This window comes from Staphylococcus schweitzeri (assembly GCF_002902405.1).
In the GTDB taxonomy this organism is placed as follows: Bacteria; Bacillota; Bacilli; order Staphylococcales; family Staphylococcaceae; genus Staphylococcus; species Staphylococcus schweitzeri.
In genome coordinates this window covers 165743-182881 of record NZ_PPQS01000034.1, presented here as the reverse complement: position 1 = coordinate 182881, position 17139 = coordinate 165743, and the positions used below count along the sequence as shown (strand labels likewise).

At 31.8% G+C, this 17139-nt stretch carries 11 protein-coding genes; 8 read left to right on the top strand and 3 right to left on the bottom strand.

Annotated features, from left to right (window positions below):
* Positions 1-44 precede the first annotated feature (44 nt).
* Positions 45-407, bottom strand: a complete 363-nt coding sequence (gene mscL, locus CD116_RS07225; RefSeq protein ID WP_000910495.1) for a large conductance mechanosensitive channel protein MscL — start codon at positions 405-407, stop codon at positions 45-47.
* A 202-nt stretch (positions 408-609) separates the two neighbouring features.
* Between mscL and CD116_RS07220 the strand changes: the two genes are divergently transcribed.
* The 3 genes from CD116_RS07220 to menI all read left to right on the top strand — a co-directional run bounded on the left by CD116_RS07220 (position 610) and on the right by menI (position 6169).
* Positions 610-2256: a BCCT family transporter gene (locus CD116_RS07220; RefSeq protein ID WP_047531126.1), complete on the top strand. Its 1647-nt coding sequence runs from the start codon at positions 610-612 to the stop codon at positions 2254-2256.
* A gap of 555 nt (positions 2257-2811) precedes the next feature.
* On the top strand, positions 2812-5517 hold the full coding sequence (gene acnA, locus CD116_RS07215) for an aconitate hydratase AcnA (protein WP_047550621.1): 2706 nt from the start codon (positions 2812-2814) through the stop codon (positions 5515-5517).
* A gap of 184 nt (positions 5518-5701) precedes the next feature.
* The gene (menI, locus tag CD116_RS07210) at positions 5702-6169 is read left to right on the top strand and encodes a 1,4-dihydroxy-2-naphthoyl-CoA hydrolase MenI (RefSeq protein ID WP_047550622.1); all 468 of its coding nucleotides are present in this window, start codon (positions 5702-5704) and stop codon (positions 6167-6169) included.
* Positions 6170-6394: 225 nt separating this feature from the next.
* On the opposite strand, the gene CD116_RS07205 is transcribed toward menI, so the two are convergent.
* Both CD116_RS07205 and plsY read right to left on the bottom strand, forming a co-directional pair.
* Positions 6395-6691, bottom strand: coding sequence for a HesB/YadR/YfhF family protein (locus CD116_RS07205; RefSeq protein WP_047425382.1), 297 nt, complete (start codon positions 6689-6691; stop codon positions 6395-6397).
* Between the two features lie 374 nt (positions 6692-7065).
* Positions 7066-7674, bottom strand: a complete 609-nt coding sequence (gene plsY, locus CD116_RS07200; RefSeq protein ID WP_047425384.1) for a glycerol-3-phosphate 1-O-acyltransferase PlsY — start codon at positions 7672-7674, stop codon at positions 7066-7068.
* Between the two features lie 205 nt (positions 7675-7879).
* On the opposite strand from plsY, the gene parE reads away from it, so the two are divergent.
* From parE to cozEb, 5 genes are all read left to right on the top strand, one after another.
* A complete protein-coding gene (gene parE, locus CD116_RS07195; protein WP_078101767.1) occupies positions 7880-9871 on the top strand; it encodes a DNA topoisomerase IV subunit B in 1992 nt (663 codons plus the stop codon).
* Positions 9871-12273: a DNA topoisomerase IV subunit A gene (gene parC / locus CD116_RS07190; RefSeq protein WP_047550625.1), complete on the top strand. Its 2403-nt coding sequence runs from the start codon at positions 9871-9873 to the stop codon at positions 12271-12273. The genes parE and parC overlap by 1 nt, the downstream gene beginning before the upstream one ends.
* 250 nt (positions 12274-12523) lie before the next feature.
* A complete protein-coding gene (alsT, locus tag CD116_RS07185; RefSeq protein WP_047447172.1) occupies positions 12524-13984 on the top strand; it encodes a glutamine transporter AlsT in 1461 nt (486 codons plus the stop codon).
* Between the two features lie 559 nt (positions 13985-14543).
* A complete protein-coding gene (gene glcT / locus CD116_RS07180) occupies positions 14544-15395 on the top strand; it encodes a glucose PTS transporter transcription antiterminator GlcT (protein WP_047531121.1) in 852 nt (283 codons plus the stop codon).
* Positions 15396-15529: 134 nt separating this feature from the next.
* Positions 15530-16738 carry a cell elongation protein CozEb gene (gene cozEb / locus CD116_RS07175; RefSeq protein ID WP_047550627.1) on the top strand — a complete coding sequence of 403 codons (1209 nt, stop codon included), beginning with the start codon at positions 15530-15532 and terminating at the stop codon, positions 16736-16738.
* Positions 16739-17139 lie beyond the last annotated feature (401 nt).

The following is a 17139-nucleotide window of genomic DNA, read 5'->3' as shown; positions in this document are numbered from 1 at the left end:
AATGGAATGAAAGTATTCATTGAGCATCTCTATTTACTTAGAAATTATTTTTTTTCACGTAATAAATCTCTAATTTCAGTTAATAATACTACATTTTCTTCTACAACGGCTTCTTCTTCTGCTTCTTCTTTCTTCATTAAAGTATTAGCGATTTTAACGAAGATGAATAAAGCAAATGCGATAATAATAAAGTCGATTATTGACTGAATAAATAAACCGTATTTAATTCCCCAGAATGACCATTCTTTAGCAAAATCAACTGAACCGAAAATTTTACCAATCAATGGCATAATTATATTTTCAACTAATGAAGTTACAATCTTGTTGAAAGCAGCGCCCATTACAACAGCGATAGCTAGGTCTAAGACATTACCTTTTAAGGCAAATTCTTTAAACTCTTTTAACATTACACTCAACCTCTCTTTTTTAAATGTAACCTCAATTATACAACAGATAAAATATTTAGAAAATAGTTTATTTAAGAAAATTTGATTATCGTAAAGACCTTTGTTATCCTATAAAGGTGCGTGAGTAAAAAATAAAATGTTTTGATAAATTTTTTATTTTACTACATAAAACTAAATATAGAATTGAAGGGAGTAATTAATTATGAATTCTTCTTCACCAGAGAATCCAAATGGCAAGAAGTATTCACCGGTGTTCATCTATAGTGCGATTGTTGTTGCTATAGTCGTATTACTTGGTGCATTTTTACCTGAACAATTCAACTATGTGACCAATAACATTAAAATATGGATTACAGAAAAACTAGGTTGGTATTATTTAATTCTTACAACGATTATTGTATTCTTCTGTATTTTCCTTATTTTTAGTCCGATTGGTAAACTGAAATTAGGTAAGCCAAATGACAAACCAGAATTTAATACAATTTCTTGGTTTGCAATGCTATTTAGTGCTGGTATGGGGATTGGATTAGTGTTCTATGGAGCTGCTGAACCGATGGCACATTTTGCTGCGCCACCAACAGCTGATCCAAAGACGACGGAAGCTTATACTGAAGCACTTCGTTCAACATTTTTCCATTGGGGCTTCCATGCTTGGGCTGTCTATGGAGTTGTTGCATTAGCGTTAGCTTATGCACAATTTCGTAAAGGCGAGCCTGGCTTATTATCAAGAACATTGCGTCCAATTTTAGGTGATAAAGTAGAAGGGCCTATTGGAATTTTAATTGATGTATTATCTGTTTTCGCCACAATCGTTGGGGTAGCTGTTTCTCTTGGTATGGGTGCGTTACAAATTAATGGTGGTTTACATTATTTATTCAATGTTCCAAATAACACATTTGTGCAAGCAATTATAATTATTATTGTTACAATATTATTTATCGCTAGTGCATGGTCAGGTTTAAGTAAAGGTATTCAATATTTAAGTAATTTGAATATTGGTTTAGGTACTGTTTTAATGATAGCTGCATTAATTGTAGGACCAACTGTGCTAATACTAAATATGTTAACAAGCTCAACAGGTAGCCTATTGAATACATTTTTATTTAATAGTTTTGATACTGCAGCTTTAAATCCTCAAAAACGTGAGTGGATGTCTTCATGGACACTTTACTATTGGGGTTGGTGGTTAAGTTGGAGCCCATTCGTTGGTGTGTTTATTGCTCGTGTTTCAAAAGGGCGTTCAATTAGAGAGTTCATTTCTGGCGTTTTATTAGTACCTGCCATCGTAAGTTTTATCTGGTTTAGTGTTTTTGGAGTTTTAGGCATCGAAACTGGTAAAAAACATAAAGAAATATTCGATATGACACCTGAGACACAACTATTTGGCGTATTTAATCATGTGCCATTTGGAATAGTATTATCACTTATTGCTTTATTATTGATTGCTTCATTCTTTATTACGTCTGCAGATTCAGCTACATTCGTATTAGGAATGCAAACGACATTTGGGTCATTAAATCCATCAAGTATGGTTAAAGTTGTATGGGGAATTTCACAAGCTTTAATTGCATTTGTACTTTTATTAGCAGGTGGCGGTAATGGTGCAGAAGCTTTAAATGCAATTCAAAGTGCTGCGATTATAAGTGCGTTCCCATTCTCCTTCGTCGTCATATTAATGATGATTAGCTTCTATAAAGACGCTAACCAAGAACGTAAATTCTTAGGATTAACATTGACGCCAAATAAACATCGCTTACAAGAATATATTAAGAGTCAACAAGAAGATTATGAATCAGATATTCTTGAAAAGCGTCAATCTCGTAGAAATTTAGAGAAAAAAGATAACTAATTTTCAGTATGATGATTAGACTTGATGTTTTCTATAATGGAAAGTTTATTGTTAACGAATTAAATTAATCAAACAAATATAATTAAATCCGAAGTTTCGTAATATACAAAAACGAAGCTTCGGATTTTTTGTTTTTATTTTTTGAAAAGTTACTACATATAATGAATGCTATTTAGAAGTTGGATTTTGAATGAAAATGAAGCTGGTTTTATATCATAAAAAAATATGTGTACTTTAATTTTTGCATAAACACATTTTGATTAAACAATGAACATAGTATTTAATATATAGGTTAAAATGCGAAAAAATAGCAGAAAATTTATTCTTGCCATACGAATTAGAAAAAACAATTGCGAGATTGATAATTATTCTCAATTAATAAAAAATACTTATTACACCATGTTCTTATGATAAGTTTTGCTTATGGATACTGATTAGAAAGTCGAAATGTAATTTAAGCGTTTTCTAAGTATCATGAGTTGTTTATCAATTAATATAATAATACAATTTAATTAAGGCATATAAATATAAAAATGTATCAAGGGGGATTATTAAATGGCTGCAAATTTTAAAGAGCAATCAAAAAAACATTTTGACTTAAATGGCCAAAGTTATACTTACTATGATTTGAAAGCGGTAGAAGATCAAGGAATTACTAAAGTTTCAAACTTACCTTATTCTATACGAGTGTTATTAGAGTCATTACTTCGTCAGGAAGATGATTTTGTAATTACAGACGAGCATATTAAAGCTTTAAGCCAATTTGGAGAAGATGGAAATGAAGGAGAAGTACCATTTAAACCTTCTCGTGTTATTTTACAAGATTTCACTGGAGTACCTGCCGTAGTTGATTTAGCTTCTTTACGTAAAGCGATGGATGATGTTGGGGGAGATATTACAAAAATCAATCCGGAAGTACCAGTTGATTTAGTTATTGACCACTCAGTTCAAGTGGATAGTTATGCAAATCCTGAAGCACTTGAAAGCAATATGAAATTAGAATTTGAACGTAACTATGAACGTTATCAATTTTTAAATTGGGCTACAAAAGCATTCGACAATTATAATGCAGTACCACCTGCAACAGGAATTGTGCACCAAGTTAACTTAGAATATTTAGCAAGTGTTGTACATGTTCGTGACGTAGATGGAGAACAGACTGCTTTCCCTGATACATTAGTTGGTACCGATTCTCATACAACAATGATCAACGGAATTGGTGTTCTTGGTTGGGGTGTAGGTGGTATCGAAGCAGAAGCAGGAATGTTAGGTCAACCATCTTATTTTCCAATTCCAGAAGTTATTGGAGTACGCTTGGTGAATTCATTGCCGCAAGGTGCAACAGCAACGGATTTAGCGCTAAGGGTTACACAAGAATTACGTAAAAAAGGTGTTGTAGGCAAGTTTGTAGAATTCTTTGGTCCAGGTGTACAACATTTACCATTAGCTGACCGTGCAACAATTGCTAATATGGCACCAGAGTATGGTGCAACTTGTGGATTCTTCCCAGTTGATGATGAATCTCTTAAGTATATGAAGTTAACTGGTCGTTCAGATGAACATATTGCACTTGTAAAAGAGTATTTACAACAAAACCATATGTTCTTTGATGTTGAAAAAGAAGATCCTAATTATACAGATGTAATTGAGTTAGACTTAGCAACAGTTGAAGCTTCATTGTCAGGACCAAAACGTCCGCAAGACTTGATTTTCTTAAGTGATATGAAAACAGCTTTTGAAGATTCTGTTACAGCACCAGCAGGTAACCAAGGTCATGGATTAGATAAAAGTGAATTTGATAAAAAAGCTGAAATTGAATTCAAAGATGGCTCAAAAGCGTCTATGAAAACAGGTGATATTGCGATTGCAGCAATTACTTCATGTACAAACACTTCTAACCCTTACGTAATGCTTGGCGCAGGCTTGGTAGCTAAAAAAGCAGTAGAAAAAGGTTTGAAAGTACCTGAATATGTTAAAACATCTCTAGCTCCAGGTTCAAAAGTTGTAACTGGTTATTTGAGAGATTCAGGATTACAAACATATTTAGATGATTTAGGATTTAACTTGGTAGGATATGGATGTACTACATGTATCGGTAACTCAGGCCCATTATTACCAGAAATTGAAAAAGCGATTGCAGATGAGGACTTATTAGTTACTTCTGTATTATCAGGTAACCGTAACTTCGAAGGACGTATCCACCCACTTGTTAAAGCTAACTATTTAGCATCACCTCAGTTAGTTGTTGCATATGCATTAGCAGGAACAGTTGATATCGATTTACAAAATGAGCCAATTGGTAAAGACAAAGATGGAGAAGATGTATATTTACTAGACATATGGCCAACAATTCAAGAAGTTTCAGATACAGTTGATAGCGTAGTTACTCCAGAATTATTTATTGAAGAGTATAAAAATGTTTATAACAATAACGAATTATGGAATGAAATTGATGTAACTGATCAACCATTATATGATTTTGATCCAAATTCTACGTATATTCAAAATCCTTCGTTCTTCCAAGGTTTATCTAAAGAACCTGGTAAAATTGTACCGTTAAGCGGTTTACGAGTTATGGGGAAATTCGGTGATTCAGTAACAACAGACCATATTTCTCCAGCAGGTGCAATCGGTAAAGATACGCCAGCGGGTAAATATTTACTAGAGCATGATGTTCCTATTCGTGAGTTCAACTCTTACGGTTCACGACGTGGTAACCACGAAGTAATGGTTCGAGGTACATTTGCAAATATTCGTATCAAAAACCAATTAGCACCAGGTACAGAGGGTGGATTTACAACTTATTGGCCAACAAATGAAGTGATGCCAATTTTTGATGCTGCAATGAAATATAAAGAAGACGGTACAGGATTAGTTGTATTAGCTGGTAATGACTATGGTATGGGATCATCACGTGACTGGGCAGCAAAAGGTACAAACTTATTAGGAGTTAAAACAGTTATTGCGCAAAGTTACGAACGTATTCATCGTTCAAATTTAGTTATGATGGGTGTATTACCTTTAGAATTTAGAAAAGGTGAATCAGCTGATGCGCTTGGTTTAGACGGCACCGAAGAAATTTCAGTAAATATTGATGAAAATGTACAGCCTCATGATTTTGTTAAAGTGACTGCTAAAAAACAAGATGGTGAGTTAGTGGAATTTGATGCTATGGTACGTTTCGATTCATTAGTGGAAATGGACTACTATCGCCATGGTGGTATTTTACAAATGGTTTTAAGAAATAAATTAGCTCAATAATAATTTTAGTAATTAAGGCTTTGAATTATTGCTAAGTTATTATTTGAAAATTGTTTAACAAAATGATAATTTATATTATTTTTTAGCATCATTGGTCGGTTCAAAACATTCGTGTTCTTGGCCGGCCTCTTTTTTGTATTTATGTTAGAATTATAAGTAAAGTTTATCCGAAAGAAGGCTTAAAATGATATATAGTATAACAGAAATAGAAGCACGTTACGCTGAAACTGATAAAATGGGTGTTATTTATCATGGTAATTATGCAACTTGGTTTGAAGTAGCAAGATTGGACTATATAACAAAGCTAGGTTTTAGTTATGCTGATATGGAAAAACAAGGAATTATTTCACCTGTAACTGAACTTAATGTTAATTTTAAAAAATCTATTTTTTACCCAGAAAAAGTTAAAATTAAAACTTGGGTAGAACATTATTCTCGATTACGTTCAGTTTATAAATACGAAATTTTTAATGAACAAGGTGAACTTGCTACTACTGGCTCTACAGAATTGATATGTATTAAAGAAGATACATTTAAGCCAATACGATTAGATCGCTATTTCCCTGACTGGCATGAAGCATATCATAAAGTTTCAGAGCTCAATAAAACCGGAACAACATTTGAAGTGGTAGATGGGATTGAATCGCTATAAATTTTGATTCTATTTTACCCAGCTTATTAACTCGTAAAATTGAACTTTATTTTCATGACTGTGTTGAATAATGAAGTTTATTTGAGGCTAGGTTATTATATGTATAATTAAAAATTTCGAAGGTTTAAAATGACACATTGTAACTCTCACGAATAATCATGAAACAAAATTAAAAACGAACTTGTTTGCACATCATTATTAGTGCAATCAAGCTCGTTTTTTTATTTATTTTGCGGTATAAGATATTTCATCTTCATGATCGACTACATTTACAATGATATGGTCATCTTCAAAGTACCACAAATCCTTTTCTGCAACGACAATATTTAATCCATCATATTGTTGCTCATAGCCAACATCAACGTTTTCTTTAGGTTCAACTGTAAAAGCTGGACTAAATCCTTGCTTGAGTTGGAATTCGCCACCATATCTTACAAAAAACACAAGTACTTTATTATTTTCAGGTAACTCAAGTTCATTTTTAAACCAAGTTACGGCTGCATCAGTAAGTTCTATTTGCATAACAACGACCTCCAATATTTAATACGGAATGGGGGGACAGAAGTGATAAAGAACCACTAATGACTTATTATGTAGTGGTTCTTACACATTAGCGACGACTAAAGTGTACTTAAAAATAGGAATACATGAGTAAAACTCATGCATAAGAAATACTAATTTTTAAAGAAAAAGTACTTCTTATCATTGTCCCACCCCAACTACTGCCAATGTAACATTTTAGAGACTGGTACATTGATTTATGTCACAGCCTCAAATTTTTTCTAAAAAAACTAAAGTATAGTTGAATTTTAAGTTAAAATAATTGTTTTTGCAAAAATAAAATAATCCATCAGCTGCAAAATTTTATGCAATGATGGACTACTGTCAAAAAATTGTTACATCCATTTAATTTTAGGTTCTTCGCCTCTGAAAATTCTTGCAATATTAGAACGATGTCTAATGATTAAGATTATTGAAACTAGGAAACTAACGACTAGTAAAATATAGTCTTGAATAATGAGTGAACCAATGACGCAACAAATTGCTGCCACAATACTTGCTAATGAAACATATTTAAAAATCTTCAGAACTACAAAGAAGATGATTGCAAGTATTAGTAAAAGTATTGGGTTAACACCTAATACGACACCGGCACTTGTTGCTACTGCTTTGCCACCTTGGAATTTTAAATAAATTGGGTAAACGTGCCCAAGAATAGCGAATAAGCCAACGATTAAGCCGTTTGTGAAAAAAGTACTAATAGGGCCATCAGCATGAACAGGTAACCAAAGAGGGAAGAAAACTGTAATAAACCCTTTAAATATATCTAAAAATGTTACCAAAAATCCTGCAGGACGACCTAATACTCTAAAACTATTAGTTGCGCCAGTATTACCACTACCAAATTGTCTTATATCTTTTTTGAAAAATATTTTTCCAATTACAAACCCACTTGGGAATGCACCGATAAGATAACTTAGTAGTAACATGACGATTATCATCATAAATATTACACATCCTTTAATATCTTAGAACTATTTTATCATATTCGATTAAATTACGGCTAAAAATTTTAAAAACTGAAATTAGTATAGGCAATTATGCTAAGAAAGTTAATTGATGCTTGCATTTTGCGCTGATTTATATAAGAATAACTATTGTATAGTTTTAAAAACGAACGTACGTTTGCAGGAGGCGAAATCATTGGCAATGAATAAACAAAATAATTATTCAGATGATTCAATACAGGTTTTAGAGGGGTTAGAAGCAGTTCGTAAAAGACCTGGTATGTATATTGGATCTACTGATAAACGGGGATTACATCATCTAGTATATGAAATTGTCGATAACTCCGTCGATGAAGTTTTAAATGGTTACGGTAATGAAATAGATGTAACAATAAATCAAGATGGTAGTATTTCTATAGAAGATAATGGACGTGGTATGCCAACCGGTATACATAAATCAGGTAAGCCAACTGTCGAAGTTATTTTTACTGTTTTACATGCAGGTGGAAAATTTGGACAAGGTGGCTATAAAACATCTGGCGGACTTCATGGTGTAGGTGCTTCAGTTGTAAATGCTTTAAGTGAATGGCTTGAAGTTGAAATTCATAGAGATGGGAATATTTATCACCAAAGTTTTAAAAATGGTGGGACACCAGCGTCTGGATTAGTTAAAAAAGGTAAGACTAAAAAAACTGGTACAAAAGTAACATTTAAACCAGATGGTACTATTTTCAAAGCATCTACATCGTTTAACTTTGATGTATTAAGTGAAAGACTTCAAGAATCAGCTTTTTTACTTAAAAATTTGAAAATATCACTTAAAGACTTGCGTAGCGGTAAAGAACGTGAAGAATATTATCACTATGAGGAAGGTATTAAAGAATTTGTTAGTTATGTTAATGAAGGTAAAGAAGTGCTTCATGATGTCGCTACATTTTCAGGGGAAGCAAACGGTATAGAAGTCGATGTAGCATTCCAATATAACGATCAATACTCTGAAAGTATTTTAAGTTTTGTAAATAATGTACGTACTAAAGATGGTGGTACACATGAAGTTGGATTTAAAACAGCTATGACACGTGTGTTCAACGACTATGCACGTCGTATAAACGAATTGAAAACTAAAGATAAAAACTTAGATGGTAATGATATCCGGGAAGGTTTAACAGCTGTTATATCTGTTCGTATTCCAGAAGAATTATTACAATTTGAAGGACAAACGAAATCTAAATTGGGTACTTCTGAAGCAAGAAGTGCTGTTGATTCAGTTGTTGCAGACAAATTGCCATTCTATTTAGAAGAAAAAGGACAATTGTCTAAATCACTTGTGAAAAAAGCGATTAAAGCACAACAAGCAAGGGAAGCTGCACGTAAAGCACGTGAAGATGCCCGTTCAGGTAAGAAAAACAAGCGTAAAGATACATTGTTATCAGGCAAATTAACACCAGCACAGAGTAAAAATACTGAAAAAAACGAACTATATTTAGTCGAAGGTGATTCTGCTGGTGGTTCTGCAAAATTAGGGCGAGATCGTAAGTTCCAAGCAATTCTACCTTTGCGTGGTAAAGTTATAAATACTGAAAAAGCAAGACTTGAAGATATTTTCAAAAATGAAGAAATCAACACTATTATTCACACAATTGGAGCAGGTGTTGGTACAGATTTTAAAATTGAAGATAGTAACTATAACCGCGTCATTATAATGACTGATGCAGATACAGATGGTGCACATATCCAAGTACTGTTATTAACTTTCTTCTTCAAATATATGAAACCACTTGTTCAAGCAGGGCGTGTATTTATTGCATTACCACCACTTTATAAATTAGAAAAAGGTAAAGGTAAGGCAAAACGAATTGAATATGCATGGACTGATGAAGAACTAAATAAATTACAAAAAGAGCTTGGCAAAGGTTTTACATTACAACGTTATAAAGGTTTAGGTGAGATGAATCCTGAACAGTTATGGGAAACAACTATGAATCCTGAGACACGTACTTTAATACGTGTTCAAGTTGAAGATGAAGTGCGATCATCTAAACGAGTAACAACGTTGATGGGTGACAAAGTTCAACCTAGACGTGAGTGGATTGAAAAGCATGTTGAATTTGGTATGCAAGAAGACCAAAGTATTTTAGATAATTCTGAAGTACAAGTACTTGAAAACGATCAATTTGATGAGGAGGAAATCTAGTGAGTGAAGTAATTCAAGATTTATCACTTGAAGATGTTTTAGGTGATCGCTTTGGAAGATATAGTAAATATATTATTCAAGAGCGAGCATTGCCCGATGTTCGTGATGGCTTAAAGCCGGTACAACGTCGTATTTTATATGCAATGTATTCAAGTGGTAATACACACGATAAAAACTTCCGTAAAAGTGCCAAAACAGTCGGTGATGTTATCGGTCAGTATCATCCACATGGAGACTCCTCAGTGTATGAAGCAATGGTTCGTTTAAGCCAAGACTGGAAATTACGTCACGTCTTAATAGAGATGCATGGTAATAATGGTAGTATCGATAATGATCCACCTGCAGCAATGCGTTATACAGAGGCTAAGTTGAGTCAATTAGCAGAAGAATTATTGCGTGATATCAATAAGGAAACAGTTTCATTTGTTCCTAACTATGATGATACGACACTTGAACCAATGGTCTTACCGTCAAGATTCCCTAATTTATTAGTGAATGGTTCTACAGGTATTTCAGCTGGTTACGCTACTGATATTCCACCACATAATTTAGCTGAAGTGATTCAAGCAACGCTAAAATATATTGAAAATCCAGATATTTCAGTTAGTCAATTAATGAAATATATTAAAGGTCCAGATTTTCCAACAGGTGGTATTATTCAAGGTATTGATGGAATTAAAAAAGCCTACGAGTCTGGTAAAGGTCGCATTATTGTACGTTCAAAAGTAGATGAAGAGACTTTGCGTAATGGTCGTAAACAATTGATTATTACGGAAATTCCTTATGAAGTGAACAAAAGTAGTTTAGTTAAACGCATTGACGAACTTCGAGCTGATAAAAAAGTTGATGGTATTGTTGAAGTTCGTGATGAGACAGACAGAACAGGTTTACGTATTGCTGTCGAATTGAAAAAAGATGTTAATAGTGAATCAATAAAAAATTATCTTTATAAGAATTCTGATTTACAGATTTCATATAATTTCAATATGGTTGCAATTAGTGATGGACGTCCAAAATTAATGGGCATTCGTCAAATAATAGATAGTTATTTAAATCATCAAATTGAAGTGGTAGCAAATAGAACAAAATTTGAATTAGATAATGCCGAGAAACGTATGCATATTGTTGAAGGCTTAATTAAAGCATTATCAATTTTGGATCAAGTGATTGAATTAATTCGCAGTTCTAAAAATAAGCGTGATGCTAAAGAAAATTTGATTGATGTTTATGATTTTACTGAAGAACAAGCTGAAGCTATTGTGATGTTACAATTGTATCGTTTAACGAACACAGATATCGTCGCTTTACAAGAAGAGCATAAAGAGTTAGAAGCATTAATTCAACAACTTCGTCATATTCTAGATAATCACGATGCATTATTAAATGTTATTAAAGAGGAACTGACTGAAATTAAGAAAAAATTCAAATCTGAGCGTCTATCATTAATTGAAGCAGAAATAGCTGAAATTAAAATTGATAAAGAAGTTATGGTTCCGAGCGAAGAAGTTATTTTAAGTATGACGCGTCATGGCTACATTAAACGTACATCAGTGAGAAGTTTTAACGCTAGTGGTGTAGCTGAAATCGGCTTAAAAGATGGCGATAGTTTACTCAAACATCAAGAGGTAAATACGCAAGATACTGTATTAGTGTTTACCAATAAAGGTCGTTATCTATTTATACCAGTTCATAAATTAGCAGATATTCGTTGGAAAGAATTGGGACAACATGTATCACAAATCGTTCCAATAGAAGAAGATGAAATGGTTATTAATGTCTTTAATGAAAAAGACTTTAATACACATGCATTTTATGTGTTTGCTACTCAAAATGGTATGATTAAGAAAAGTACAGTACCTCAATTTAAAACAACACGCTATAACAAGCCATTAGTTGCTACGAAACTTAAAGATAGTGATGAGTTAATTAGTGTAATGCGTTTTGATAAAGATCAGTTAATTACAGTTATTACCAATAAAGGTATGTCGCTTACTTATAATACTTGTGAATTATCTGATACAGGATTGAGAGCTGCAGGTGTTAAATCTATTAATCTTAAAGATGAAGATTTTGTTGTTATGACGGAAGGTATTTCTGAAAAAGACAGTATTTTAATGGCTACTCAGCGTGGTTCTTTAAAACGTATAGGTTTTAAAGTTTTACAAGTTGCTAAGAGAGCACAAAGAGGATTAACTTTATTGAAAGAATTAAAGAAAAATCCTCATCGTATAGTTTCTGCACATGTTGTAACAAATGAACATAATCAATATACTTTGTATTCAAAATCGAATGAAGAACACGGATTAATCAATGATGTTCATAAATCAGAGCAATATACAAATGGCTCTTTTATTGTTGATACAGATGATTTCGGGATAGTAACCGATATGTATGTTGATTAAAAACTATATGCAATTATTAAATTAAATGATAAAATACAGTAATGTTAAATTTTGACTAAATTCAAGGGATTTATATTAAATGCTGACCAATAGCTCATCGTTAAATAAACGATATGCTTTGACCAAACTAATATAAATCTCTTGTACTGTATAAGAAATGATGGTGTATCTCTATATTTGCTGAATGTTTCAATGTGTTCTAAATTTATAGAAGATACATGAATCATGTAGAGGATGCGAGGGGTTTATTTTGAAAGATTTCGATAGTTTAATTCCTGGATGGTTTAAAGAATTTGTCCATGTCGGTACTGATTTAATATGGTCTCAATATTTAATTGGGTTGTTACTGACTGCTGGTTTCTTCTTTACAATAAGTTCTAAATTCGTACAATTGCGTATGTTACCTGAAATGTTTAGAGCTTTAGTTGAACGTCCAGAAACATTAGAAGATGGTAAGAAAGGTATTTCTCCATTTCAAGCATTTGCTATAAGTGCTGGTTCAAGAGTTGGTACTGGTAATATTGCTGGTGTTGCGACCGCAATTGTGTTAGGTGGTCCAGGTGCAGTATTTTGGATGTGGGTCATTGCTTTTATAGGTGCCGCAAGTGCATTTATTGAAGCAACTTTAGCACAGGTATATAAAGTTCATGACAAAGATGGCGGATTCCGTGGCGGACCTGCTTACTATATTACAAAAGGTTTAAATCAAAAATGGTTAGGTATTGTATTTGCAATTTTAATTACAATTACTTTTGCATTCGTATTCAATACAGTACAATCGAATACAATTGCTGAATCATTAAACACACAGTACAATATTAGTCCAGTTGTTACGGGTATAATTTTAGCTATCGTTACTGCTATTATTATTTTTGGTGGTGTTCGTAGTATTGCTACATTATCATCATTGATTGTTCCAATAATGGCTATTATATACATAGGTATGGTTTTAGTTATTTTATTATTTAACTTAGATCAAATAGTTCCTATGATTGGTACTATTGTTAAAAGTGCCTTTGGAATTGAACAAGTAACAGGTGGTGCTGTTGGTGCTGCTGTATTGCAAGGTATTAAGCGTGGCTTATTCTCTAACGAAGCTGGTATGGGTTCTGCGCCAAATGCAGCTGCAACTGCTGCCGTACCACACCCAGTTAAACAAGGTTTGATTCAATCATTAGGTGTATTCTTTGATACTATGTTGGTTTGTACAGCAACAGCAATCATGATTTTATTATATTCAGGACTAAAATTTGGCGATGGTGCACCTCAAGGAGTTACGGTGACACAATCAGCACTTAATGAACATTTAGGCTCTGCTGGTGGTATTTTCTTAACAATTGCAGTTACTTTATTTGCTTTTTCATCTGTAGTGGGTAACTACTATTATGGACAATCAAATATCGAGTTTTTATCAACGAATCGAATGGTATTATTTATTTTTAGATGCCTTGTTGTCGTATTAGTTTTTATCGGAGCAGTTGTGAAAACAGAAACTGTATGGAATACAGCAGATTTATTTATGGGCTTAATGGCAATTGTAAATATTATTTCCATTATAGGCTTGTCCAATGTAGCATTTGCATTAATGAAAGATTATCAACAGCAGAAAAAAGAAGGTAAAAATCCTGTCTTTAAACCTGAAAACTTAGAAATTAACTTATTTGGCATTAGCGCTTGGGGTGCTAATAACAAAAAGAAAATAGATAAATAAGCATTTCACGAGTGATATTTCAATTTTAAATCAATTAAAAATCCCGGAATTTTCAAGTATAAATGAAATTCTAGGGATTTTTTCTTTTTATGTTAATTGCTCACATATACTATATTAATGATTCTTTAGTTGAAGTTGCTATCCTCGATCACATCTTTGGGAAATCAATATTTTAATAGAGCAAATTTATGTCTAATAGTTGTTAGAGTGAGTTGGTTGAATTAATACAATACAATGATGATTTTAGTCATCTTGGTATTCGATAAATATATCAAATTTCATTTCATAAAATTATTTTTAAAAGCATATTAGAATTTAATAGTGCATTTTAGTTTGTATTATTAGTTAATTCAGATACTATGAAAATAAATAGAGAAATGTATGATACATTATACGTAATATCAATGACGCAGTTTATTAAACTATTGGACATCGAAGAGTGATTAAGATGAATTATTTGGAATGAGCGTGTAATTGAGCATAAGTTTTTAATTGAAAATACTTTTATATTAGTCATTTCCAATATATAATCTTAATAATAGAAAAATAGGTGATGATAATGGGAGAGTATATTGTAACAAAGACATTGAATAATAATGTCGTAGTATGTACAAACGATGGTCAAGAAGTTATCTTGATTGGTAAAGGTATTGGTTTTAACAAAAAAGAGGGAACGGTGTTAAATAACCAAGCTATTACAATTGATAAAATTTATAAACTTGAAAGTGAACAACAAAAAGAACATTATAAAAGTTTAGTTGAAATTGCTGACGATAATGTTTTACAAGTTATTATTGAGTCATTAAATTTTATTTCAAATACAGCAATGAATGTCGATTCGAAGCAACTTGTTGTTTCATTAACAGATCATATTATTTTTGCATACAAGCGTATAAAGCAAAACCAAGTTATTAGTAATCCATTTGTTATGGAAACTAAACAATTATATAGCGAAGCTTATCATATCGCTAACCAAGTTATTGATCAATTAAATGCTGCCCTAGATGTACATTTTCCAGAAGATGAAATTGGATTTATCGCATTGCATATTGCATCTAATACTGAGGATTTATCTATGCGAGAGATGACATTAATTAACGATTTGATTAAAAGAAGTATAGGCATCATTGAATCAGACTTAGTGACAACCGTAGATAAGCAATCGCTCCAATATCAACGTTTTATTAGACATGTGCAATTTTTAATTAGACGTTTAAGAAGAAAAGAATACATTCATGCACAAGATGATTTTGTGTCAATGATTAAAAATCATTATCCGATTTGCTATAATACTGCTTTTAAAATTTTAACAATGATTCAAAAGCAGTTTGATGTTCATATTAGTGAATCAGAAATTATATATTTAACTTTACACATTCATCATTTTGAAGCGAAGATTAATCAGTCATAAAAAGCGTATTATACGGGCGTTTCATTACTTTAAAGCATATTTATATGGTATGATTAATATTAGTAATTTTACATAAGGAGACAGTTGATTTAACAACTAACTTATGAATATTTCAAGTGGTGGTGAATATTTAATTGACTGAAAATGATAAAAATATTAGAAAGAATTTTTTGAAATTTACCGAATCACGGTATATGAAATTTATTGGTGGAAATGATTTAGTTTTTTCATTAATTGCTTTAGTATTACTTGGTATCGTTATTTTTATCTTTGAAAAAGTATCATATGTATTTGATCCTTTTATCATAGTTTTTAAAACGATAGCAGCACCTATTATTGTGTCTTTAATACTATTTTATTTGTTTAACCCGATTGTGAATTTAATGGAACGTTATAGAATTCCTAGGGTTGCAGGAATTTCAATTATTTATTTAGCTGTAGTGGGGATTATTACGTTAATTGTTAATTTGTTAATACCAATTATTGGTTCTCAGGTTGATAGTTTAGTTAAAAATTCACCGCATTATCTAGAAAAATTAATTAATTCTATTGATAAGATAGCTAATAATACATTTTTCTCATCTTATTATAGTCAAATTAATGATTGGTTAAATTCATTGCCGAAAAAAATACCATCAATGCTTAGTGATTTTACAGATGGTTTCGGCTCTAAAATTGCAACGTTTGCTGAAACAATTGCTAATATTGGTGTTGTGATTGTTACTACACCATTTGTATTATTCTTTATGCTTAAAGATGGGCATCATTTCAAAGAATTTTCAACGAATATTATGCCTCCTAAATTTAGAAAAGACTTCCATGATTTACTTGAGAAGATGAGCGTTCAAGTGGGTTCGTACATTCAAGGACAGATTATTGTTTCTTTCTGTATAGGTATATTATTATTTATTGGTTACTCAGTTATTGGATTGAAATATAGCTTAGTATTAGCAAGTATCGCAGCTGTTACTAGTGTTGTTCCATATTTAGGTCCGACAATCGCAATATCACCAGCTATTGTTATTGCTGCTATTACTTCACCTTGGATGCTTTTAAAATTAGCTGTTGTTTGGACATTGGTGCAATTTGTTGAAGGACATTTTATTTCTCCAAACATTATGGGTAAAACGCTTAAAATTCATCCGCTTACAATTATTTTCATATTACTATGTGCAGGTAAGTTACTAGGAATTGTTGGTGTTATTTTAGGTATTCCTGGATACGCAATTTTAAAAGTATTAGTTACGCATTTATTCCAATTATTTAAACGACGTTATAATCGTTTTTATGGTAATGATGTAGGTGAGTATGATATTAAAGAAAGTAACAAAATAGTTGAATAACTTATTATATACCAATAGACATGTGTTTGTTGGTATTTTTTTGAGTATCGTCTTACTAGTATCATGTATTAATGTATTTGGATTTAAATTTAATCATTCAAATATAGGGGAATATTTATGTAATGTTTTAGTTAAATATGCAATTTTATTTGTTTTGAAAATACTAATGGTATGGCTATTCTAGGTCTGCATTGGACATAATGCAATAAAGTAAAATGTTAATTGATCATAAAAAAGCCATAATATATGATTAATTTGTTTTTTTATAAGTGTTGATTCATAAAATTCTTTATGTTAAATATGAATCAGTAAAACTAAATATACCAGTTCCGTATGAATATAGTATATATAAGTAGTGCTATTATCGTTAGCAATATGACAAAAGTGTTATATAAATCAAA